The sequence below is a fragment of the Pseudosulfitobacter pseudonitzschiae genome (assembly GCF_900129395.1).
Lineage (GTDB): Bacteria > Pseudomonadota > Alphaproteobacteria > Rhodobacterales > Rhodobacteraceae > Pseudosulfitobacter > Pseudosulfitobacter pseudonitzschiae.
The window spans coordinates 401620-424216 of the sequence record NZ_FQVP01000002.1 but is presented as its reverse complement, the minus strand read 5'-3'; the positions used below and the strand labels follow the sequence as shown (position 1 = coordinate 424216).

Sequence of the window (22597 nt, the reverse complement as noted above, 5' to 3'; positions counted from 1 at the left end):
TTCGTTAAAGTTACGAGAACAGGTAAAGGCGCAGCTTGCGTGGCAGGATGGTTGCCACGATGGCGGCACCCAGCGTCATCACGCCGCGACTGACGGGCGACATGAAGCCCGCGGGGGAATGGGCGAGACCGATCAGCGCATGGCGCAGTGCCTTGCCGCGTCCGCGATCAACGCGCAGGGCGCGGCGTGCAAGATAGCGGTGGTGCACGGCGTGGTTGGCGGCGCTGGGGCGCACCCCGAACCTGGCGGCGGTGGTGATGGCCTGTCTGCGCCCCTTTTGCATCGCGTCCAGATCGGTGGACAGCCCGCCGATGCTGGTGCGATACCATGTCTGCAACAGCGGCGTCGGAACCACGCGTGCACCGCAGCCGACCAGACGGATCAGGAATTCAAGGTCTTCGTTGTGGACGATACGCGAGTCAAAGCCGCCACAGCGCACAAAGGCGGACTTGCGCACGGTCAGGTTGGACATGGTGCACACGGGGTTTTCGCCCAGCAATGTCTTGATCGACAGATCGCGGTTGGGCACGTTGGACATCGCCTGTGCGTCCGACGGCACGTTCCGGAAGAAACCGACCTGACCATAGACTCCGTCAATACCTTGATCGCAAAAGATCAGGGCCAGTTCGGTCAACTTGTGCGGCTGCCACAGGTCATCGGCGTCACAAAAGGCGATCAGCCCCGCGTTTGCATGGTCGTTCACGCCGGCGTTGCGTGCGGCGCTGGGGCCTTTGCCGGTGTTGCGCGCCAGACGAAAGCGCGCATCCTGACGCGCCGCTGCTTCGATCAACGCGACGGTGGCATCGGTCGAGCCGTCGTCGATGCAGATGGCTTCCCAGTCAGGAAAGCTCTGCATGGTCAGGCTGGCCAGCGTCTGGGCGATGGTCTCTTCCGCGTTAAAGCAAGGGATGATGATTGAGAAAAGTGGCATGGATCAAGCCTTTGCAAGTTGTGGGCCAAAGGCCTGTGACAGGGCGGGAAGCGAGGCGCCGACCATCAGGACGGTCGCGGTGATGGCGTACCCCGTGGCCACGGCGACCAGGCCGAAGGGCGCGAGGGCGGCTGTGTTCAGCATCAGGGCGGCGGTCATGGCAGCGGTCACCCAGAATTCGCGGTGGGCACGGCCCGTGGCGCGCAGCCAGCCTGCGGTGGCGGACCACAGGGTTGTGGGGATCGCCACCAGACAGAGGATCGACACGATGTCGTCGATGCCCGACCAGCCCGCGCCGAACAGGACCGGCACGTAATAGGGCGCCAGCAGGGCTTGGGCGACCACGGCAGGGGTGATCAGCCCCATGGCCAGCAGGATGCTTTGCCGCAAGGCCATGTTTTTGTCTGTGCTGGCGCAAAGATGCGGGAACAGCACCGTGGAAAAGGCGACCGAGAAGGAGTTGGCCAGGCTGAGGCCCGCGTTGAAGGCCATGAAATACAGGCCCAGTGCCTCGGCCCCCATCAATGTGCCGACGATCAGCTTGTCGGCTTGCAGGCGCAGCGCCTTGACCAGTTCGACCCCCAACACGGCCCAGCCAAAGCTGAGGAAGGGGCGCAGCGGCGCGCGGCCCTGCGACAGGTCCAGCGTCCAGGGGTGCAGGCGGCGCATGGCGATCAGCCAGAACGGTGCGGTCAGCAGACGCGGCAGGATCAGCGCCAGCGCAGAGGGCCAGGCCAGCGCCAACAGCGTCGACAGGATGTTGGCACCCACGATCTGCGCGCCCGAAATGGCCGCCGTCTGGCGCAATTTGCCCGCGCGCATCGCCAGCGCGGTTTGCACCAGCCCCGCGGGCATGAACAGGTATTCGCCCGCCAGCAGCAGGATCAGCGCCAGCAGGACCGCGTTGCCGTTGGCCGCGTAGAGCGCAAGGCCGATGGCGGATTGTGCCACGAAGAGGCCCACGCACCAGACCCAGAAGATGCGATGTGCGGTGGCGCAGGTTTGCGGCAGCTCGGCCTCGGGGGCCGCGATGATCTTTTGACCCACGCCGTTTTCGGTCAGCGCCTTGAGGATGTCCGCTGCCGCCAGTGCCGCCGCCGCCAGGCCGATCTGGGCCAGGTCCAGCGACCGGGCCACCGCCACGACAACCAGCAACCGCGATGCCTTGGCCGCCACTTCGGAGGCGCCATAGGCAAAAAGGTTCTGTGCCATGCGGGTGGTCTTGGGGGTCGCTGTGGGCATTTCGGGGTCCAATCAAATCTGTTGAACCCTTTTTATCGTTGACGATTGCCCGCTGTCTTGGACGCCACAGGAGAGGAAAATGGCGCAACAGAATGGCAACCCTATCCGAAAGGATAGGTGCCCTGACGCCAACGCACCCTCGACCCGTTGACGCGAAGTGCATATCAATGATTCAACTCAAGGATAGTGCCCAAGGATAGTGATTGAGCGTGACGATGAATAAGAGCTTCGGATTTGGATCGGTTCTGATGGCCACGATGGCTCTGGGCAATTGCGCGGGCCTGGATACGCCGGACAACCTTGAGCCGATTGCCGCAGGCGACGGCTATCAGGCGCAGTACCGTGCGCCCGATGTCAGTCGCAGCAATGCGCAATTCCTGCGATCCGAGGCGATCAACGCGCAGAAGTGCCGCCCGCCCAAGGGCGGCATTGCGGGCAAGGGTTCGGGGATGGCGGCCAGTGCGCTGCGTGGCGAGCGGGTCACGCGCAACGATCTGGTCGATGTGCGCGTCGGCGACGATGACACGTTCAACGGCGATTACGTGGTGTCCCGTGACGGCACGATCAAACTGCCGTTCCTGCCGCCGATCCGCGCGCAGGGGCGCCTGACCAGCGAGATTGAAAGCGACATTGCAAGCCAGTTGATCGCGGGGGATTTCTTTGTGGACCGCCCGCGCATCTCGGTGCGGGTGGCTGATTTCGCCTCGGTCACCGTGGGCGTGTCCGGCGCCGTGTTCGAACCGCGCACCGTCGAGATCGGCGGCGTGCCCGGTGATCAGGTGGACAGCCGCCGTCAGGGGGCCTTGGGGGCCTCGACCGAGGCGCGCAACCTGTCGGCGGCCTTGCGGGCGGCGGGCGGTGTGCGGCCTGATGCGGATATTTCCGCGGTCGAGGTGCGGCGCGGCGGGCAGATGTACGTGCTGGACATGCGCGGCGTGTTCGAGGGACAGAATGCCGTCGACATCATGCTGTTGACCGGTGACGAAGTGTCGGTGCCCAGCCGCGGATGTTTCCAGGAGGACCTGATGCGCCCCAGCCCGATCAGCCCGCCGGGGGTTTCGCTGTTCCTGTCGAACCTGACCCAGCCCGCCGCGGGCAATGCCCTGTCTGCCGTGGGGCGCGACGTGCGCGAAATCCCCTATGGCACGCGCTATCTCCAGGCGGTCATCAACACCAACTGCGTGGGTGGCGCACGGGCGACCAGCGCGCACCGGTCGTCGGTGCTGTTCTCGCGCAATCCGGTGACGGGGGTGTCGGTGGTGATCGAGCGTGACATTGAAAACCTGCTGCGGCGGGCGGACCGGGATGACTATGACCCCTACCTGCTGCCGGGGGATTCCATCGCCTGCTATGACAGCACGATCACCAACATCGGTGAGGTTGGCCGGGTTCTGGGACAACTCGCGCTGTGACGCGCGGGCTTTAGGCCTCGCGCGTGCTGCCGCGCCGCTCCGCGCTCATCTGCGGCTGCGTGGCGGCCCAGACATCCGGCAGGCGGTCGATGGCCTGAACCATCTGCGCGGTGTCGCCCGATTTGGCCGCTGTTTCGACCGCGATCAAGGCGGCGCGCAGGTCCACGGCCCCCAGCGCCGCAGAGCTGCCCGCGATGCGGTGGGCGCGTTGGGCGATCTCTTCGGTTGAATGGTTTGCGTGGTCTTGCAGGTAGGCGATAACCTCCGCAACCTCGGCCGCATAGCGCGCCAGCAGATTGGCCAGCGCGTCGACCCCCAGCGTGTCGCGCAGGTCGTCCAGATAGGCAAAGGCGACAGCGCCCGCCCCCTCGCCCGCCGCGCCGGGCGTTTCCTTGCCAGAGACCACCTGATTGGCGATTACGCGCATCAACCCCTCGCGGCTCAGCGGTTTGGTCAGGATGTCGTTCATGCCATCCGACAGAAAGGCCTCTTGTTCGTCGGCCATGGCATTGGCGGTCAGGGCGACAATCGGGGTGCTGGCGCTGGCGCCTGTGCCTGCGCGAATGGCGCGGGTGGCGCCGCGTCCGTCCAGCACCGGCATGCTGATGTCCATCAGGATCAGGTCGAACCTGTGTGCCTGCGCCATGTCCACGGCGATCTGGCCGTTGTGCGCCTCGGTCACCTTGTGCCCTGCGGACAGCAGCATCTCGCGGGCGACGACGCGGTTGATTTCATTGTCTTCCACCAGAAGGATATCGCTGGGCCGGACATTGGCCTGTGTCGCCCGCTGGTCCTGAACATCCGTGGGTGGTGCCACGGGTTCGATCGGCAGGTGGATGGCAAATGTGCTGCCCCTGCCCTTTTCGCTTTCCACGGTAATCGTGCCGCCCAGCGCCTTGACGAAGCGTTGCGCGATGCCCAGCCCCAGCCCCGTGCCCCCCACATCGCGGTCATAAGAGCTGTCACCGGTCATGAAATCGTCAAAGATCTGCGCCTGCAGGTTGGCATCCATGCCGATGCCCGTATCATTGACGGTGATCTGCAGGATCGGCCCGACGGACGGGTCGTTCGCAACCTCGGTGTCCACCGAAACACGGCCATTGCGGGTGAATTTGACCGCGTTGCCGATCACGTTCATCAGGACATGCTGAATGCGGTCGCGGTCGGCGCGTATCCAGTCGGTCCGGGCGCCCGTCCACCCCCACTCAAGCGTGGTGTCATTGGCCAATGCCGCCCCGCTCTGGTTGTCGATGATATCTTGCAGCAGGTCGCTGAAGTTCATCACCACGGGCCGCAGGCGCAGCTTGCCCGCGTCGTATTTGGTGATGTCCAGAACGTCCGAGATATGGCTCATCAGCAGCTTGCCCGAGGTGTCCATATTCTTGATATAGCGTGCCTGTTTCGCGCTCAGCCGGGTGTCGCGCAGCAGGGTCAGGTTGCCCAGAAGACCGTTCAGGGGGGTGCGGATTTCGTGGCTCATCGTGGCCAGGAAATCGGTCTTGGCCTTTTCGCCGGCCAATGCGCGGTCGCGGGCGACGACCAGTTCGCGTTCGGACTGCACGCGTTGGGAAATGTCGCGCAGGAAGGCGATGAAAATTTCACCCTCGTCCGTGCTGGCGGCCTGGATTGCGAATTCGACCGGGAAAATATCACCGTTGGCGCGTTTGGCTTCCAGCTTTACCCGGCCCTTGCCGACCACGTTGCGGGCGCCGCCTGTGCGCACGCGCCGCATCCCGGCCTCGTGGGCGGCGAGGTGATGGTCGGGCACGATCAGTTGGCCCAGATCGCTGCCGATGGCATCTTCGGCCTTGTGGCCGAACATCTGCTCGGCCGCGGCGTTGAACACCAGGATACGGCCCTGCGCGTCGCTGACGATGACCGCATCAAGAGCCGTATCGGTGACGATGTTCATACGCGCGCCCGCCTCTATCGCCTCGGCGCGACGTTTGACGTTCTGGGCGTTCAGACGCCCGAGATAGGCGGCAAGAAAGACCAGGACCAGCATGAGAAAGGTCACGCCAGCGGCCAGTTGCGTCAGGGTGACCGAGATGCTGTTGCGGCGATGGTCGGAGTCCAGGGCAAAGAAGTTCAGGCCCGAATTCGCAAGCTTGCGCACGTTGGGCCGCACCGCGTTCGTCCGCTCCAGCAGGTCGGGCAGCGCAAGGATCAGGTCCGGGTCGCTGGCGTCGATGGCGCTGATCGACCTGTTCAGAAAGGTCTGAACGATGCGCAGGTTGCGGGAAAATTCGGGCAGGTCGCGCAGGCTGGCATAGATCGAGGCCTGTCCCAGCGTGCTGATCCGGCTGTAGAAGATATCGAACTCGCGCCGCAATGACTTGAGGTCCGGCACAGGTTCGGCGGTGGATTCGGTCAGGTGCATCTGGAATTCAAGGAATTCCACCTCGGCCTGCGAGAGGGTCCATTGCACGTTGTCCGAGCTGGCCGAGTTCAACAGCTTCAGGTCGCGGGTGACGTTGCTGGACAACAAGACGATACCGGCAAGGCCAATCGCCCCCAGGAGGAGGAAGGCGATCAGCCGTGCGCGGTATCCCTTGTTGTTCGAGAGGTGCAGAGCGATGTTCCCGTTGTTGAAGGACGTCAGAGTGCAACGCGCCGGTTAAGGCAAGTCTAGTCCAATGCCTCGATCCGGTCGAGTTGCCAGATGCTGCGCGAATAGATCACTTCCGAGCGGTAGGCCGCATCGCTGTCATAGGGGTAGACGATCCACAGCGGCCCCTTGTCGCGGACGGACATGGTGGCGTCGTCCATCTTGTAGGCGATGATCGGACCGCCCTCGACCGCGTCGGTCAGCGGAATGTCCACGGCATAGTCGTTGATTGCCGTAGCGCGCAATGTGGCGCCGTCTATGCCCAGACGGTCGGCCAGCACCTTGAGCGACACACCCTGGAATGTTTGGGTGCCTTCGCTCCAGATGGTGGAGGTCTCGAACGTGGTGGCGTCGAGGTCTTCCAGCATCTCAAGGTCGAACTGCGCGGTATCGTCCACGTTGGTGGTGGCGATCTGGCCCGAAACGGTCAGGATCACATCGCCCTCGGGCGCTGCAAGGTCTTGCGCAAGAAGCGGCAGCGCACTGAGTGCGAGGGCGGCTGTTGCGAGAGTGATATGGCGAAGCATGGTTAACGTCCCGTGAGTGGTGTTGAGACCTTTATGACGGAAAACTGCGCCGTCTGCATCAGGTCAGAGGGATAGGCACCTATCCGAAGGGGTAGGTGTCGGTTCAGGCAGCGCAGGACATCGGGGCGGTACAGTCGCTCAGAAACGCGCCCAGTTCGCGTTGCAATTCGGGCCGGTCCAGCGCAAAGGCGACGGTCGCCTGCACAAAGCCCTGCACGGAGCCGCAGTCGAATCGCGTACCGTCAAAGCGGAACCCGGTGACGCCGGTGCGGTTCAGGTCCGCGCTGATCGCATCGGTCAGCTGCAGTTCCCCGCCCGCCCCCGGACCGATGTCGGCCAGACGGTCGAAGATCGACGGCTCAAGGATATAGCGGCCCACGATGGCGCTGGTCGAGGGGGCATTTTCGGGGCGTGGTTTTTCCACCAGGCCGCGTGCCTGCGCAAGCCGTCCGCGGGTGTTGGCCACGTCCAGTATGCCATAGGACGAGGTCGCAGCACGGGGCACGTCCATCGTGGCGACCATGTGCCCGCGATGCTCGGCATGGGCGGCAACCATCTGGCTCAGCGCGCCTTGAGGGCTGCGGATCACGTCGTCGGGCAGCAGCACGGCAAAGGGTTCGTTGCCGATCAAGCGCGCGGCCAGACGGACGGCGTGGCCCAGACCCAGCGGGTTGTTCTGACGGACGAAGGACAGTGCCCCTTCGGCCATGCGGGTGCGGTCCAATGCGGCAAGGGCTGCGGTTTTGCCATTGGCGGTCAGGCGCTGTTCAAGGGCCGCGGCGGTGTCGAAATAGTCCTCCAATGCGCCCTTGCCTGCGGCGGTCACGAATATGAACTCTTCGATGCCTGCGGCGCGGGCTTCGTCCACGGCGTATTGGATCAGCGGGCGATCCACCAGCGGCAGCATCTCCTTGGGGATGGATTTGGTGGCGGGCAGGAAACGGGTGCCCATGCCTGCGACGGGAAAGACGGCTTTGCGAATGTGTGACATATTTCAGGTCCTTTTGTACGTATTTCAGGGGGGGGATCAGTAGGCGCCGCGGCCCGAGGTGACCGCGCCAAAGGTTTTCAGGATCAGGATCAGGTCCAGCATCAGGGTGCGGCTGTCGGCATAGGACAGGTCCATCTCGACCATCTGGTCAAAGCCGATGGTGGCGCGGCCCGACACTTGCCACACACCGGTGATGCCGGGTTTGACCGCCAGACGGCCCAGCGCGCGGGCGGGGTACGCGGCCACTTCGCACGGCAGTGCGGGGCGCGGGCCGACGATGGCCATTTCGCCGCGCAGCACGTTCAGGATTTGCGGCAGCTCGTCGATGGAAAAGCGGCGGATGAAGCGGCCCACGCGGGTGACGCGGGGATCGTGGCGGGATTTGAAGCACACGCCTTCGCGGTCGGACGAGGCCAGCAGTGCGTCGCGGCGTGTTTCGGCGTCGGTGGTCATCGAGCGGAACTTGAAAATGCGGAACTCTTTGCCGTCGCGGCCCACGCGGGTCTGGCTGAACAGGACCGGGCCACGGCTGTCGGCCTTGATCGCCAGCGCGGTCAGCGCCAGCAGCGGCGACAGCAGCACCAGAGCGCTGCCTGCGACGGTCACGTCCAGAAAGCGGCGCTGCACATCCGCGACGGGCAGATGGCGCAGGGCCTTGATACCGGCATGTGCCAGAAAGCTGGCATTGCCCGCGAGATAGCGTTTGGCCATGCGGCGCGGTTCTTGAGCCAGACGCCAGACCCATTCCAGCCGCGCGCGGCGGACAGCCTTGGGCGCGCGGACGACGGTGCCTGCCAGAAAGTCGAACAGCGCGCCCACGGCCAGCGTCAGCGGTGCGTCGATCCGGTGGGCGTTTGCGTGCAGCCAAAGCTCTTGCATCGGAACACCCAGCGCCACCAGCACGATGTCGGCGCCGCTGTCGTTGATGTCGTGGATCACCGCGTCGGTGTCCGCAGCGCCGGCAAAGCCGTCGCGGGTGCCGGCGATGCGCAGGTCGGGGATGGTGTTAACCAGACGGTTGGCGGCGGCCTGTGCGGTGCCGGGGGTGCCGCCGAACAGATAGACCGATTTGCCCATGCTGGCTGCCTGTGCCAGCAACGCGGGCACCAGATCGGTGCCGTTCAGGTTTGCCGCCAGCCGTTTGCCGGTCATGCGACCCGCCAGTTCCACCCCGATGCCGTCGGGCAGCAACATATCGGCGGTTGCAACAGCCTGTGCATAGGCGGTGTCGCGGCGGCGGATGTTGCAGCAATGCGCGTTCATGAAATAGGCGCGGCGACGGCCCGGAGCCAGCAGCGCCGCGATGGCCTGCGTCTGGGTTGCATTGACCAGATCCAGCCCCAAAGCGGACAGATGGGCGGTGCTGATCCGTGCAGGGACGGCAGGCATGTAAGCGGTGGTGTCAGTGGCGAAGGCAGCGTGTTTCATCGGGCAAGTCCTTGAGGTTGCAGAAGTTGCCTCAAGGTCGCCGATGCGCTGTTGCCGCTCAACGGAGCGGACGGACAGCCGCGCGCCACTTTGGTTAACGAACCGTTACCAGTGGGACAAAGCCCTATCCGGTTGGACAGGAGGCTATCCGGTTGCGCTGTGGAGCGGTCACAAATTTGCCTGAATTTCAGCGTGCAAGGTCCGCAATAGATGTTTAGACATTGTGCTACTTAAAGGAGAACGACATGCGTGTTTTGATTGCGGACGACCACGACTTGCTGCGCGATACGCTTGTGCTGTTTCTCGAAGCGCAGGGTGACATCGAAACCCGGACGGCCGCCGACCTTGAAGAAGCCTGCAAATTGATCACGAACGAGGACCGGTTTGATCTGGTGCTGTTGGATCTGAACATGCCCGGCATGAACGGGCTGGCCGGGTTGAAACATGCGCTGGCTCTGGATGGCGGGCAACGGGTGGCGCTGCTGTCGGGTGAGGCCACGCGCGAGATCGCCGAGCAGGCGCTGGAGGCAGGGGCCGCCGGTTTCGTGCCCAAGACGCTGCCGGCGAAATCCATGATCAACGCGGTCAAGTTCATGGCCATGGGCGAACAATACGCCCCCATCGACTTTATGACCGCTGTCGACGAAACCGCCAAACACCCGCTGGCGGAAAAGCTGTCGCCGCGCGAGTTGCAGGTGTTGAAAGGGTTGACCGAGGGCAAGTCGAACAAGGAAATCGCCCGCGATCTGGACATCACCGAACCCACGGTGAAGCTGCATATGAAGACGCTGTACCGCAAGGTCGGGGCCGCCAACCGCACGCAGGCGGCGCTGATCGCGCGCGAGGCGGGGCTGATCGCGCGCGAGGCGGGGCTGTACTGACCTATCCCGACGGATAGGGCCGGTGCCCCCAATGCCCCCGCGCCCAGCCATGCGCGTGCGCGCGGTACAGTTAAAACTTGGTTAATGTCACGGGCAAAGGAGACGCCCGATGACACATCAAGACGCCACAGCATTCGCCCCCCCTGCCCCCGCCAAACGCCGCATTTCGATGCGCCGCATCCTGTTGGGTGGCCGTGTCAGCGACCTGGGTCGTTTCCCGCGCTATCTGGCCTTTGCGTTGATGGGGGGCACGCTGATCTGGGCGCCAATCACCGGCTACCTGCGCACCGCGCCGTTGTCGTTCAAATCGCAGACCTCGCTGATTTTGCCCGGCTCGGGCGCATCGGCTTCGCTTAACCTGAACGGGATCGGACAGGCGTCGTCCTATGCCAACTCGGCCTTTTCCAGCAATTCGGTCAGCCCGACCGAGACCTACAAACGGCTGATCGGCGCGGACCGAATTCTGGCGGCGGCGGCCACGTCGATGGGGCTGAGCCGTCAGGCGTTTGGCAAGCCGCGCATCAACCTGGTGGACCAGACCAGCCTGATCCATCTGGAAATGACCGGCGGCAGTGCCGAGGATGCGCAGGCGCGCGGTGACGCGCTGTTGGCGGCGTTCTTTGCCGAGCTGGACGCGCTGCGGGCCGATGAACAGAACACCCGTGAGGACAGCGGGCTGGCTGCGATTGCCGACTATCGCAATTCGGTCGCGGCCACCCGTGCGGATATCGCGCGGTTGCAGGACGAAACGGGGCTGGTGTCCAGCGAGCAATATGATGCCATGGTCGAAACCACCCGCCTGTTGCAAAGCCGGGTTCAGGATCTGGCGGCGACGCTGAGCGAAAAGACCCAGAGCGTGGCGTCGCTGGAGGCCACGCTGGGCCTGCCCGCCACGGCGGCGGCGGCCACGTTGAAGGTATACGCCGACGCGCAGTTCCTGACGCTGACCGAAGAGGTCGGCACACAGGCGGCCAAGCTGTCCGAGGCGCGGTCGCAATTCGGGGAAGGTCACCCAAAGGTTCAGGATGCCCGCGCGGCCCATGCGGCGGCCACCGGGGCCGCCTTGCGGCAGGCGGTTGCGGTGACGGGATTGGACCCCGAGCAACTTAAGGGGCTTGATCTGGCACCCGCAGGCGCGCGGGCCGATCTGCTGGCGCAACTGGTGCGGATGGATGCGGAGCGCGCAGGCATCGTGCAACAGCACGCCACCCTGTCGGCCCGGCTGGCCGAGGATATGGCCAAGCAGCAAGGGCTTGCGGCGGCGGCGGCGCGGTTGCAAGACCTGCAACGCGACTTTTCGGTGGCCGAGGCGGTCTTTGCCACCGCCATCGCGCGCACCCAGTCGACCAAGTCCGATGTCTATGCGTCCTATCCGCTGGTGCAGGTGCTGGAAAACCCGTCCCTGCCCGACCGCCCGTCGTCGCCCAACCGCAAGCTGGCGGTGGCTGCGGGCGGTGCTGCGACGATGATGATGTTGCTGGGCCTGATGCTGGGCTGGATGCGCTCGGCGCTGATCGGGCGGCTGATCGGCCTGCGCAAGGGTGCAGCATGACACCGCAGAACCCCGCCGAACGGATGGTGTACCGCGCGATGGTCTACACCTGGCCGCTGTACGCGGTGGGCGCGCTGTACGTGGTCGGGCCGGTGCTGGCCTGGGTGCTGGGCGGCATGGCGGCGCTGGCGCTGTACCTGGGGCCTGCCATGCGCGCGGACCTGCGTGCGACGGGATCGGTGCCGCCGCTGGTCTGGTGCTGGTTCATCGGCATGTTCGTGATGCTGGTGGCCCTGTGGGTGGGGCATCTGGACTGGGGGCTGGGGCTGAAACAGACGATCAAGTCGTCCATCGGCTGGGCCAAGGGCTGGGCGTTGCTGGCGTTGTTCCCGCTGGTGGGGGCGGTGCTGCCGGTCCGGCGGTCGCTGTTGATCCGGGGGCAATGCGTGATCGGCGCGTGGACGCTGGTGCTGGCCCCGCTGTTGCTGATCGCGCCCTATGTCGGCCTGCCCGAGCGCATCTTTACCTCGCCGCTCAAGGCTGTGGGCGGGCCGGGGCCTGAATATTTCTCGGTGTTCCTGTTCACTTACGATCCGGCGAGCTGGACGCCTCGGTGGCAGTTCTATGCGCCCTGGTCGCCCTTTGCCGCGCTGCTGGGTGTGGTCATGGTGCTTTTTGCGCTTGAGGAGAAAGACCGCAAATGGATGCTGGCCGGTGTCGGCGCGGGTATCCTGATGATCCTTGCGTCCAAGTCGCGGATGGGTCTGGTCGGGCTGGTGGCCTGCACCATCGCGCCGCGCATGATGCCGCTGCTGCTGAAAGGCTGGGCGTGGCATGTGACGGCCACCCTGACCGCGTCGCTGGCGGTGCTGGGCACGGCGCTGGTCGCATTGGCGCAGGACGCAGTTGCCACGTTCAAGGGCGCGCGCGCCGACAGCACGCGGGTGCGCGAGACGCTGCAACGCATTGCCTATGAACGGTGGCAGAACGAGGCGGTTTGGTTCGGCCACGGCACCATTCACCCCGGATCGCACGCGGTGGAGTATATGCCCATCGGCAGTCACCACACGTGGTTCGGATTGCTGTTCGTCAAGGGCCTGGTGGGGTTTGCAGCCCTGTTGGTGCCGATGGTCTGGCACACCTGTTTCGCAATGCTGGATGCCGCCCGACACCCGCGTGGACGGCTGCCGATGGGTATCTTGATGACCATCGTTCTGTTGTCCTTTGGCGAGAACCTGGAAATCGAGGCCTATATGCTGTGGCCCGGGCTGACACTGCTGGGCGTGCATCTGCGCGAGGTGGCACGGGACATCAAGGGCGAAGCGGACCTGCAACCGGGGCAATGACAACCCTGCGCCGGATGCCGGTTTGCGGTCCGTCAGCCTTGATGTGTTTCAACAGGAGCCTGCGCTGATGCGTCGGGCGCGGCCAGCGCCTCCAATTCTCCCAGCATCGAAACCGCATGCGCGGCATATGGCTCGATCCAACGTTTCTGAACGTCATATATCGGGAGCGCGTCGAGGTGGTTCCAACGTTCCCGGCCGCGCCGTTCGACAACCACAAGGCCCGCTTTTTCAAGCACCGAGAGATGCTGCATCACCGTGCAGCGATCCATATCCGTCATCACCGCGCAGAGCGCGCCGGTCGTCTTCGGCTGATCCTTGATCATATCAAGAATCCGGCGCCGCACACGATGGCCGAGCGCCTTGAACAGGGCATCATATTTATCTTCATTTGACATGTTATAATTTTATAACATGATAGACAGCAACGCAAAGGAGATTCGCATCATGGAGTTAAAATTCTCAGTGGCAGGGCGCATATCCAAACCGGTTGATGACGTCTTTGAAGCCGTGGTCTCTCCTGACAGCCTGTCACAGTATTTCACCACCGGTGGCGCAAAGGGACGCCTGCAAACCGGTGTCGAAGTGACATGGGATTTCCATGACTTTCCCGGTGCCTTTCCCGTTCTCGTGCAGGAGGTCGTGCAGAACGAAAAAATCGTGCTGCAATGGGAGGCGGACCAAAAAACCGCCACATGGACCACCGTGACCATGGAATTCACCCCGCTGGACGGGAACCGCACCTTGGTACGGATCAGCGAACATGGCTGGCCGGAGACCGAGGCGGGCCTGGGCGCCTGCCTGGGCAACTGCGAAGGCTGGACCGGGATGCTGTGCGCGATGAAGGCCTGGATGGAGCACGGGATCAATCTGCGCGACGGGTTCTACAAATAGTTCGAACACCCCAGAAGGAGCGCCATCACATGCAACCGGGTAAAAACATTGCCATCAAGGTGCCTTTGCATCGCTGGGAAGAGACCGTGGCCTTTTATCGCGACAAGGTGGGCCTGCGTGTCAGGCGCGCGTTGGACAACAGCACGGGATTCGACTTTGGCGGCATGACGCTGTGGATCGACCGGGTGCCACATCAAAGTCAGACAGATGTCTGGATCGAGTTGTTCGACGAAGATCCGACAGCCGCGCTGTCGCGTCTTGGCAGCCCCTGCCGGGACGCGCTGGAACCGCTGACCGACGTGACCGGGCATTGGACATCTGACCCGGCAGGCACTGTAATCCTGCTGCGTCGTGAACAGATGGGATGACCTGAACCCTGACCTAGGAGACAGCCAATGATCCGCAACAAGGCCGCTGTATTTCTGTGGTTCGACACCGAGGCCGAAGCCGCGGCAAACTTTTATGCCGAGACGTTCCCCGACAGCCATGTGGACAAGGTCATCCGCATCCGCGAGGGCGTCTCGGACGCCCCGGCGGGAACCGCTCAGCTGGTGGAAATGACATTGCTGGGACTGCCCTACGTCCTGCTTAACGCGGGGCCAGATGTTCAACCCAACAACGCCTATTCGCTGCAGGTTTATACCGAGGATCAGGCCGAAACCGACCGGCTGTGGGCTGCCATCACGGGCAATGGCGGCGAAGAGATCATGTGCGGCTGGTGCAAGGATCGCTGGGGGTATCGCTGGCAAATCACCCCGCTCATCCTGATGGACGCGCTCTCGCATCCGGACCCTGCGGCATCGGCGCGGGCGCAGGCCGCCATGATGCAGATGCGCAAGATCGAGATTTCAGACATCGAGGCTGCATTGCGGGGCGCGACACCGACATGAAGAAAGAACGCACCGAAATCATCAAAAGCGCGGACTGTGGGAATTCTCCGAAGAATGCTTTTGTGCAGGCAATCGCGATTGCACTGGAGACAGGCGAGGCCGATCCGGAAAGCTTTGCACCGACGGTAACGTGGGACACATCCGCGACCGACCGGATCGAAGGGCGAACGGCGTTGATCGAGGCGATTGAAGCCAGGTCAGTGCCGACGAAGGTTGTGATCGAACACGCCATTTCACACGGGCGGGTTGGAGCCGCGACCGGGGAAACGATCATGGCGAACGGCCACAGGCGCCGCTTCAGCCACGTGCTGACCTTTACAAACAGCAAGGCCACAACTGTCGCCACCCTCAAGAGCTTTCGCTGACATCCCACCAGCCGCAATATTGCTTGCGGCACGCGTTGCGGCTGGTGGCCTGTCTTCTTGAGAGACTTTCCATTTTCCGCCGAAACCGACGCAAGATGCGCGAAAACTTGCCAGCGGAGCAAACCCGCCCATTGACGGCGAAGGCTTGCCGTTGCGCGCCGCAATGACAAATTCCTGTGGCGCAGTCGGGCAGCATCCGTAGAAGCGGGACAAAAAACAGCAGGCTTGAACGCAAGACTCAAAGAGCAGGAGTGCAGTTTTTCTGTGCAGGATAATGACGCAAGGCAATTGCCGACAGGTGGCGCGGTGCGAGCCGAGCCTATTCAGGTGCGCGGTCGCTTTCTGACGGCAATCGCGATCCGGATCGAGGTCGATACCCCGGACGCAAGCTTTTTTGCGGCGCTGGATGAAAAGATCAGAAGCGCTGCAAACCTCATGGTGGGGGCCCCTATCCTGCTGGATTTCGAAAAGGTGCCGGGATTCGCAAGCCGGGATCACTTGGGCGAACTGGTCAGGGCCATCCGCGCAAAGGGGCTTTTGCTTTTCGGGGTGCAGAACGCCACGCCGGAGCAGCAGGCCCTGGCAGAAGAATTTGGCCTGATCCAGGTTCTGGTCGGCCGGGACACGCCCGTCCAGCAGGCGCGCGCCGTCTCGCCCCGGCGGTCGCGCCTTGTGGCGCAGCCGGGGAACAAGGTCATACACAGGCATGTCCGTTCCGGTCAGCTGGTCGTGGCGGAACGCGGCGATCTTACGATTATCGGGTCGGTTGCCTCAGGTGCAGAAGTCCTGGCCTCTGGCAACATCCACATCTACGGCACCCTGCGCGGCCGTGCCATGGCAGGCGTGGAAGGCGATACGAACGCCCGGATTTTCTGCAGCAAGCTTGAGGCAGAGCTTCTTGCCATCGCGGGGCTCTTCAAGACGAGCGAGACGATCCACCCGGACCTGCGCCGTTGCAACGTTCAGGCCTTTCTCGAAGACGAAACACTCCACATTGAGAGACTTGTATGACACAGCTGAAAGACAAAGCGCCCCTTGGCAAAGTGATCGTCATCACTTCGGGCAAGGGTGGCGTAGGCAAGACAACCTCTGCTGCGGCGATTGCCGCAGCATTGGCAAAACGCGATTTCAAGACAGTCGTGATCGATTTTGACGTGGGCCTGCGCAATCTCGACATGATCATGGGGTGCGAGCGCCGGGTCGTCTTTGACTTTATCAACGTCATTCAGGGCGAAGCGCGCCTGAAACAGGCCCTGATCCGGGACAAGCGGCTTGATACGCTTTGGATTCTGCCAACCTCGCAAACCCGCGACAAGGACGCCTTGACCAAGGAAGGTGTCGAGAAGGTTCTGAATGAGCTGAAAGAGCAATTCGATTACATCATTTGCGACAGCCCCGCAGGGATCGAACGCGGCGCACAGCTGGCGATGTATTTCGCCGACGAAGCCGTTGTGGTGACCAACCCCGAAGTGTCGTCCGTGCGCGACAGCGACCGGGTTCTGGGCCTTTTGGCAAGCAAGACCAAACGCGCCGAAGACGAGGGCGCAGAGGTCAAGGCGCAAGTGCTTGTGACCCGTCTTGACCAGCGCCGGATTGACGCTGGCGAAATGATGACGATCGACGATGTGCTGGAAATCCTGGCCGTTCCGCTGTTGGGCGTCATTCCAGAAAGCACGGCGGTTTTGCGCGCCTCGAACGTCGGCATGCCCATCGTGCTGGACGAGCCTTCAGCCGCAAGCCGGGGCTACGAGGCCGCCGTGGCGCGGCTGTTGGGCGAAGAGGTCGATACGCAGACAGAGCGGGATAAAAAACCCGGCTTTTTCAGCCGCCTCTTTGGAGCGCCAGCATGAGCCTGTTTGGATTCTCGTTCAGACCGCGCCGCGCCAAATCCGCAAAGACTGCGAAGGACAGGCTGCAGATCCTGCTTGCCCACGAGCGCAGTGATGGGTCGGAGGGGCCGGATTACCTGCCGATGCTGCAGGCCGATATTCTCGCGGTTATCCGCAAGTACATGGAGATCAAGGAAGACGAAGTCGACATCCAGATGGAGCGGAACGACGACGTATCCAGCCTTGAGATCAATATCGAGATACCGTCAGCCGGACGTGAAAAATCTGTCACCTCCACGCCTCTGCGCAAAAGAGCCGGGTTGGGGTGACCAAACGGCTTTGGTCCTGAAGGACGCTGCGCCCTTGTCCGGGGCTGACAAAAGACCGGCCACCGCGACATGGTGCGCGGTGACCGGTCCAGCGCCAACACGGCTGCCTTACTGTTCAGCGGGTTTGCGGCGGCGGCGCACCATTTTGACCAGCGGCCAGACAATCACCAGCACGGTCACCGCAGCCAGAACGGCAGAGATCGGACGCGTCACCAGTTCGGTCATATCACCGCGACTGATGAGCAGCGCGCGGCGCACGCTTTGCTCGGCCATCGGACCCAGGATCATCCCCAGGATGACGGGCGCCAGTGGAAAGTTGACTTTTTCCAGAAAGTACCCGGCAAAGCCCGCGGCCAGCATCACCCAAAGGTCAATCGCGCGTCCATTGATGACGTAAACGCCAACGCACATCAGGATCAGGATCGTCGGCACCAGCAGAACGCCCGGCAACCGCTGGAACTGCGCGAAAACGCGGGTCGCCACGGCACCGCCCAGTGCAAAGATCAGGACCGAGGTGATCAGCATCTCCATCATGAAGCCCCCCACAAGGGTCGGGTTCTGGTGGAACAACTGCGGGCCGGGTTGCAGGCCGTGGATCGTCAGCGCGCTGAGCACCAGTGCTGCGACCACGTTGCCGGGAATGCCCAAAGCCAGTGCCGGGATCATCGACGCCGCGTTGTCGGCATTGTTGCCGCATTCGGCGGCGGCGACGCCCTGGGGGTTGCCCTTGCCAAAGCTTGACGGGTCGTCCGAGGCATTCTTGGCCGCGTTATAGCTGAGGAACGCCGCGATATTTCCGCCCGCCCCCGGCAGGATACCGACGCCGATGCCAATGCCCGAGGCGCGCAGCCACGTTGGGATCAGTCCCCGGATTTCCCCTTTTTTAAAGGGCACGTCAGCCAGCTTCAACTGCGCCGCCGAAAGCCCCTTGAGATCGCATTTCTCTGCCAGTTGCAGGACGGGGGGCAGCGCGTAGAGGCCGACAAGCACAACGATCAGGTCAAGACCGCCCAAAAGCCATGTCTGCCCAAAGGTGAACCGCGCCTGCCCCGACAGGTTGTCGATCCCGATCGTGCCGATCAACAGGCCCAGCACGGCGGCCATGATGCCCTTGACCGGATCGGAACCGACCATGACGGCCACCGAGGCCATGCCGAAAATCGCAATCCAGAAATACTCGGCCGGTCCAAAGAACAGGGTCACCCGCGCCAGCATCGGCCCCATCGTCATCAGGGCAATGGCGCTTGCGATCCCGCCGATGGCCGACGACCAGCAGGCGATTTTCAACGCTTTCGAGGCCTCGCCACGGTCGGCCATGGGAAAGCCGTCAAAGGTGGTGGCGATCGAGGCGGGTGTGCCGGGAATGCGCAGCAGGATCGCGGGAATTGCACCGCCGTACATCGACCCGTTGTAGATGCCGGCAACCATGGCCAGCGCGACCAGGGGGTCCATGGAATAGGTCAGCGGCAACAGCAGCGCGATGGCCATGACCGGATTCAGACCGGGCAACGCCCCGATGAACACGCCCAACAGCGTGGCCCCGATCATCGCCGTCAGCGGGCCGAAGCTCAGGACGTGGGAAAGCGCATTGGTATAAAACTCCATCTCAGCCTCCCACGGCGTTCAGGGACAGGATCAATTCGCGCGGCAACGGTTTCTCAAGCAGGACCGAGAACACGAGATAGATAAGCGACATGAACACCGCCGCGACCGTCAGCGCGTAAACCAGACGCCGGAACCCCAGCGCCAGCGGCATGGCCAGCACCAGGAGAAAAGACGCGGTGTAAAACCCCAGGGGAATGACCAACGCCACGTAGATTGCGGAAACCAGCGCAGCGGTGCCCAGTTTCGCAGGCGCATTGACCAAGGCACGCGGCTGATCCGTGGGTTGCCGCAGCGCCTTGATCGAAACAGTTGCACCAAGGAGCGTCAGGACAAGGCCAAGCACCATCGGATAGGTTCCGCTGGCCCCCTTGTAGCTCGTTGCCATCCAGGCCGCAAAAATGCCGATGCCGACAAAGATCAACCCAAGCACGATGTCCTGACGCTTTTCCATTGGTTACAGGCCCAGAGCCTTGGACACTTCGGCAAGTGCGTCGTATTCCGATTGCAGCCGCGCACCGAGCGCATCGCCCTTCACGACATTCGGCACTTCGCCCTTTGTCGCGAGAAACTCGACATAGCTGGGATCGTTGACGGCCTCGTCGATGACATTCGCCAGCATCTCGACAACCGCCGGGTCCATATCTTTGGGGCCAAGGATCGCACGCCACAGCAAGGTTTCCTTGTCGGCCAGCCCAAGGGCCTCAAGACCGGATGCGCCTTCAAGTGCCGGAACGTCGGCGGCCGATGTCACGATAGGGCATTTGGCCTCGCCGCTTTCGACATAGGGCAGCACGGTCGAGATCGACCCGCCGTAGATGTCCACGTGACCCCCCAGAAAGTTCTGCAGGGTTTCACCCGCGCCACCGAAAGGAATGGCAACGGCGTCGATGCCCTTGGCCTGGAAAATACGCTCGGCTGCCAATTGCATGGTGCCGCCGATCCCGTCATTGCCATAGGTGTACTTGCCGGGATTGGCTTCGAGCTCGGCCAGGAAATCGGCACCGGTGGTCACGGGGAAATCGGCCTTGACGCAGAGCGTATAGGCGGTTTCCGAAGTCGACGCGATGGGTGTGAAACTGTCGAGCGAATAGGCCACATCCTGGACCTGAGGAACAGTGGTCAAGGGGCTGTTCCATGTGGCAAACAACGCATAGCCGTCGGGTTTGGCCTGCATGAATTGTGATGCGCCGACCGAGCCACCGCCGCCACCGACGTTCAGAATGGCGATGGAGGTGCCCAGCTTTTCTTCGAGCAGAAGCGCCAGCTTGCGTGCGCTGGTGTCGGTGCCACCGCCCGCTCCGGCCGGGATGGTCAGTTCGATGGTGCGGTCGGGGTATTCTGCAAAGGCGGGTGCCGCCATTGCCGCTGCGGCCGTCAAGCCGATGAAAGTTGCCTTAAGTGTCATAGTCTCTCTCCCAGTGATTTGATCTGTCAGTTGATTTCGCTGCGATAGCGGAACCCGGTGGCGCTGCCGCTGGCGATGCGCCATTCGACCGGCTTGCCTTCGACGTCGAAGGCGGTTCTGCGGATCACCGCAAGCGGGTCATTCATGTTGATGCCAAGCTGTTTCGCGATGGCCTCGGAGGCCTGCCCAAAGGACACCTCGTCCACGGCACGTTTGACCATGACCCCGAACCGTTCAAAATAGACGGGGTACAACAACGGACCAAAGGCCGCGTCGGGCAGTTGTTCAAAGCCTGCGAATCTCGACGTGGGAATATAGATTTCTTCGGACAGAACCGGCTGGTCCGAAAGGCTGCGCAAGCGGACGATCTTGATCGTGCTGTCGGTGCCCAGCGCGTCTGCTGCTTCTTTGGGGGCCTTGGCAATGCTGCGCAGGATCACGTTGCTGGACGGGATCGAAGGACGCGCCCCATCTGACTCGCGGATCGCGAAGAACCGGAACAGCGTCGCATTGAACGAGGGTGCACGCACAAATGTGCCGGACCCCTGCCGCCGCTCCAGCAAACCCTCATCGACAAGGCCATCAACGGCCTTGCGAACCGTGCCGACGGAGACGTCGAATTCGGCAGCAAGGCGCGCCTCGGACGGGATCGGCTGGTCGGGCGTCCAATCCCCCGCACCAATGCGTGCCGTCAGCGTATCCCGCAGACGGACATAGGCCGGAAGTCTGGAATCAGTTGTCGCGTAACTGCTGGTCATTTTGTCCTCCCGATATGACTCCTAATGCATATTGACCCATTTAGTCAACTAGTCATATATATGAATTAACGAGGAGGCCCCATGATAGAGTTCGACTGTCACGCGCATGTCTACGAAACGGTGACGCCAGTTGACGGCGCGCGTTATGTTCCGGGGTCTCCTGCCCCCCTTGCAGATTGGCTGGCCCTTCAGGCGGCACAGGGTTTGCGCGGCGGTGTGATCGTGCAGGTCAGCTTTCTGGGCGCGGACAATTCGCAAATGTGCGATGCCCTGTCCCAGCTGGACAGCAGCCGTTTCGCGGGTGTCGGCGTGGTGCCAATTGACGTGGACGACGCGGAACTGGATCGGCTGGTCCGATCCGGAATGCGCGGTGTCCGCTGGAACCTGGTGCGCGGGGCGGCTGTGCCTGACCTGAACACAGGTCCGGTTCAACGCTTTCTCGGCAAACTGCGAGACAGGGGCTTGCACCTTGAAGTTCACCTGGAAGGCCCACGCCTTGCGCCCTTGCTGTCCGGGTTGACGGATCAGGGGATCGATCTGGTGATTGATCATTTCGGCCTGCCCTCCGAACCGCAACCACGGACCGATCCGATGATCCGCGCGGTTCGCGGCCTGTCCGATCGCAGCGCCCTGTTTTTCAAGTTCGCCGCCCATTACCGCGTGCCATTTGATGTCCAGCCGCACGCGCAGGAACTGATGACCCTGCTAGACGACAACCACGTCGTATGGGGCAGCGATTGGCCCCACACACAACATGAAACCTGCGCCAGTTACGACAACGTTCATGCGCTCAGCACGCATTGGGCGAAGATGTCGGATCGTGAAGCGGTAAAGCGTTTGTACGGCCTTACCGGATAAGTGACACGCACCTGCCGAGGGTCACCTGGCGGACGCCAGCGTCGGCGCGGCCAAAAAGTCCGGCGCAAAGATCATCCAGCACAGCGGGGCGAAACGGGCGCGCAGTTGCTCGCCGTGGGTCTCAATCGTCATATCGGGTGACCGGATGAAATCCTGAAACGTATTGAGCCATACATCGAAGAACAGATGCGCAATATGGCGCGCCTCGCCCTGCGTACCGTCGTGGAGCCTTAGGCTGTACTGCGACAGAATACCTGTGGTCAGATCCAGCAGCGCGTTGTCCACCTCCTGAAAGGTCTTTGCGAATTCGGTCGTCGGATGGCGGGTTGATGCTGCGTGGGCATAGCGCCAGATGCGCTTGCTCGCGATTGCCATCGTCTCGACCGAGATATCGATGAAGATTGCCAGAAGCGTGGAGACAAAATCGACATCCGTGCGCGGTCGCAGCACCTTGCTGTTGTCGCGCGCCTTGCGTGTGCCCTCGGTGATCAAGGCGATCAGAATGCCGTCCTTGTTTCCGAAGTAATTGAACACAGTTGGCGTCGACACTCCGGCTGCCTCGGCAATCTCTGCCATCGTCACGGCATCCACGCCCTTTTCCGCAAAAAACGCCTTGGCCTGAGCGAGGATCACCTCCCGTCGCTTCGCCTTTTGCCGTGCCCTTAGACCCGTGGCACCCGATGTGCCCGTGTCTTCGGCTGTTTCATCAACCGTTGAGGGCGTGAGCTTTGATCTGTCCATCGGAAAACTTTCTTTACTCAGTATAATTTTTTATTGACTAAAAACATTCAGTCAATAGCAATGATGCG

24 protein-coding genes are annotated in these 22597 nt (G+C 62.7%); 12 read left to right on the top strand and 12 right to left on the bottom strand.

Going from position 1 to position 22597, the window contains the following annotated elements:
* Positions 1 to 10: 10 nt before the first annotated feature.
* A complete protein-coding gene (locus tag BUC08_RS06365) occupies positions 11 to 931 on the bottom strand; it encodes a glycosyltransferase family 2 protein (RefSeq protein WP_037924995.1) in 921 nt (306 codons plus the stop codon).
* Between the two features lie 3 nt (positions 932 to 934).
* Positions 935 to 2173: an oligosaccharide flippase family protein gene (locus BUC08_RS06360; RefSeq protein WP_051694203.1), complete on the bottom strand. Its 1239-nt coding sequence runs from the start codon at positions 2171 to 2173 to the stop codon at positions 935 to 937.
* Between the two features lie 215 nt (positions 2174 to 2388).
* On the opposite strand from BUC08_RS06360, the gene BUC08_RS06355 reads away from it, so the two are divergent.
* A complete protein-coding gene (locus tag BUC08_RS06355; RefSeq protein ID WP_037924993.1) occupies positions 2389 to 3585 on the top strand; it encodes a polysaccharide biosynthesis/export family protein in 1197 nt (398 codons plus the stop codon).
* A 10-nt stretch (positions 3586 to 3595) separates the two neighbouring features.
* Here the strand turns inward: BUC08_RS06355 and BUC08_RS06350 are convergent, their stop codons facing one another.
* The 4 genes from BUC08_RS06350 to BUC08_RS06335 form a co-directional block, all read right to left on the bottom strand.
* Positions 3596 to 6070 (bottom strand): hybrid sensor histidine kinase/response regulator, encoded by a 2475-nt coding sequence (locus BUC08_RS06350; RefSeq protein WP_224769723.1) that lies wholly within the window; start codon positions 6068 to 6070, stop codon positions 3596 to 3598.
* 143 nt (positions 6071 to 6213) lie between these two features.
* Entirely contained in the window at positions 6214 to 6720 is a 507-nt protein-coding gene (locus BUC08_RS06345) for a putative pterin-binding protein (RefSeq protein WP_037924987.1), read from the bottom strand.
* 103 nt (positions 6721 to 6823) lie between these two features.
* The gene (locus tag BUC08_RS06340) at positions 6824 to 7711 is read right to left on the bottom strand and encodes a UTP--glucose-1-phosphate uridylyltransferase (protein ID WP_037924983.1); all 888 of its coding nucleotides are present in this window, start codon (positions 7709 to 7711) and stop codon (positions 6824 to 6826) included.
* A gap of 36 nt (positions 7712 to 7747) precedes the next feature.
* Positions 7748 to 9139, bottom strand: a complete 1392-nt coding sequence (locus BUC08_RS06335) for a WecB/TagA/CpsF family glycosyltransferase (RefSeq protein WP_037924979.1) — start codon at positions 9137 to 9139, stop codon at positions 7748 to 7750.
* A 245-nt stretch (positions 9140 to 9384) separates the two neighbouring features.
* On the opposite strand from BUC08_RS06335, the gene BUC08_RS06330 reads away from it, so the two are divergent.
* From BUC08_RS06330 to BUC08_RS06320, 3 genes are all read left to right on the top strand, one after another.
* Complete coding sequence (locus tag BUC08_RS06330; RefSeq protein WP_037924975.1) at positions 9385 to 10020, top strand: response regulator transcription factor; 636 nt, start codon at positions 9385 to 9387, stop codon at positions 10018 to 10020.
* Positions 10021 to 10129: 109 nt separating this feature from the next.
* Positions 10130 to 11572 (top strand): GumC domain-containing protein, encoded by a 1443-nt coding sequence (locus BUC08_RS06325; RefSeq protein ID WP_037924973.1) that lies wholly within the window; start codon positions 10130 to 10132, stop codon positions 11570 to 11572.
* On the top strand, positions 11569 to 12858 hold the full coding sequence (locus BUC08_RS06320) for a capsular biosynthesis protein (protein WP_037924971.1): 1290 nt from the start codon (positions 11569 to 11571) through the stop codon (positions 12856 to 12858). Before BUC08_RS06325 ends, BUC08_RS06320 begins: the two co-directional genes overlap by 4 nt.
* A gap of 32 nt (positions 12859 to 12890) precedes the next feature.
* Here the strand turns inward: BUC08_RS06320 and BUC08_RS06315 are convergent, their stop codons facing one another.
* Positions 12891 to 13253 carry an ArsR/SmtB family transcription factor gene (locus BUC08_RS06315; protein WP_037924968.1) on the bottom strand — a complete coding sequence of 121 codons (363 nt, stop codon included), beginning with the start codon at positions 13251 to 13253 and terminating at the stop codon, positions 12891 to 12893.
* 49 nt (positions 13254 to 13302) lie between these two features.
* On the opposite strand from BUC08_RS06315, the gene BUC08_RS06310 reads away from it, so the two are divergent.
* The 7 genes from BUC08_RS06310 (at position 13303) to minE (ending at position 17162) form a co-directional block, all read left to right on the top strand.
* Positions 13303 to 13749: an SRPBCC family protein gene (locus tag BUC08_RS06310; RefSeq protein WP_037924965.1), complete on the top strand. Its 447-nt coding sequence runs from the start codon at positions 13303 to 13305 to the stop codon at positions 13747 to 13749.
* Between the two features lie 29 nt (positions 13750 to 13778).
* Positions 13779 to 14117 (top strand): glyoxalase/bleomycin resistance/dioxygenase family protein, encoded by a 339-nt coding sequence (locus BUC08_RS06305; protein WP_037924963.1) that lies wholly within the window; start codon positions 13779 to 13781, stop codon positions 14115 to 14117.
* 27 nt (positions 14118 to 14144) lie between these two features.
* Positions 14145 to 14639 carry a VOC family protein gene (locus BUC08_RS06300; protein WP_037924960.1) on the top strand — a complete coding sequence of 165 codons (495 nt, stop codon included), beginning with the start codon at positions 14145 to 14147 and terminating at the stop codon, positions 14637 to 14639.
* Entirely contained in the window at positions 14636 to 15004 is a 369-nt protein-coding gene (locus BUC08_RS06295) for a nuclear transport factor 2 family protein (RefSeq protein WP_037924958.1), read from the top strand. The genes BUC08_RS06300 and BUC08_RS06295 overlap by 4 nt, the downstream gene beginning before the upstream one ends.
* A gap of 225 nt (positions 15005 to 15229) precedes the next feature.
* Entirely contained in the window at positions 15230 to 16015 is a 786-nt protein-coding gene (minC, locus tag BUC08_RS06290) for a septum site-determining protein MinC (RefSeq protein WP_224769722.1), read from the top strand.
* Positions 16012 to 16854 carry a septum site-determining protein MinD gene (minD, locus tag BUC08_RS06285; RefSeq protein ID WP_028954917.1) on the top strand — a complete coding sequence of 281 codons (843 nt, stop codon included), beginning with the start codon at positions 16012 to 16014 and terminating at the stop codon, positions 16852 to 16854. The genes minC and minD overlap by 4 nt, the downstream gene beginning before the upstream one ends.
* Positions 16851 to 17162, top strand: coding sequence for a cell division topological specificity factor MinE (gene minE, locus BUC08_RS06280; RefSeq protein WP_073194162.1), 312 nt, complete (start codon positions 16851 to 16853; stop codon positions 17160 to 17162). The genes minD and minE overlap by 4 nt, the downstream gene beginning before the upstream one ends.
* Before the next feature lie 108 nt (positions 17163 to 17270).
* Here the strand turns inward: minE and BUC08_RS06275 are convergent, their stop codons facing one another.
* Genes BUC08_RS06275 through BUC08_RS06260 form a run of 4 tightly spaced genes read right to left on the bottom strand, consistent with a single transcriptional unit; the run spans position 17271 to position 20930 of the window.
* Positions 17271 to 18767: a tripartite tricarboxylate transporter permease gene (locus BUC08_RS06275; protein ID WP_037924952.1), complete on the bottom strand. Its 1497-nt coding sequence runs from the start codon at positions 18765 to 18767 to the stop codon at positions 17271 to 17273.
* Between the two features lies 1 nt (position 18768).
* Positions 18769 to 19218 (bottom strand): tripartite tricarboxylate transporter TctB family protein, encoded by a 450-nt coding sequence (locus BUC08_RS06270; RefSeq protein WP_037924951.1) that lies wholly within the window; start codon positions 19216 to 19218, stop codon positions 18769 to 18771.
* A gap of 3 nt (positions 19219 to 19221) precedes the next feature.
* Positions 19222 to 20172, bottom strand: coding sequence for a tripartite tricarboxylate transporter substrate binding protein (locus BUC08_RS06265; protein WP_037924949.1), 951 nt, complete (start codon positions 20170 to 20172; stop codon positions 19222 to 19224).
* Positions 20173 to 20198: 26 nt separating this feature from the next.
* Positions 20199 to 20930, bottom strand: a complete 732-nt coding sequence (locus BUC08_RS06260; protein ID WP_037924945.1) for a GntR family transcriptional regulator — start codon at positions 20928 to 20930, stop codon at positions 20199 to 20201.
* Between the two features lie 81 nt (positions 20931 to 21011).
* Between BUC08_RS06260 and BUC08_RS06255 the strand changes: the two genes are divergently transcribed.
* The gene (locus BUC08_RS06255) at positions 21012 to 21788 is read left to right on the top strand and encodes an amidohydrolase family protein (protein ID WP_037924943.1); all 777 of its coding nucleotides are present in this window, start codon (positions 21012 to 21014) and stop codon (positions 21786 to 21788) included.
* 21 nt (positions 21789 to 21809) lie between these two features.
* Here the strand turns inward: BUC08_RS06255 and BUC08_RS06250 are convergent, their stop codons facing one another.
* Positions 21810 to 22529: a TetR/AcrR family transcriptional regulator gene (locus BUC08_RS06250; protein WP_081855359.1), complete on the bottom strand. Its 720-nt coding sequence runs from the start codon at positions 22527 to 22529 to the stop codon at positions 21810 to 21812.
* Between the last annotated feature and the right edge of the window lie 68 nt (positions 22530 to 22597).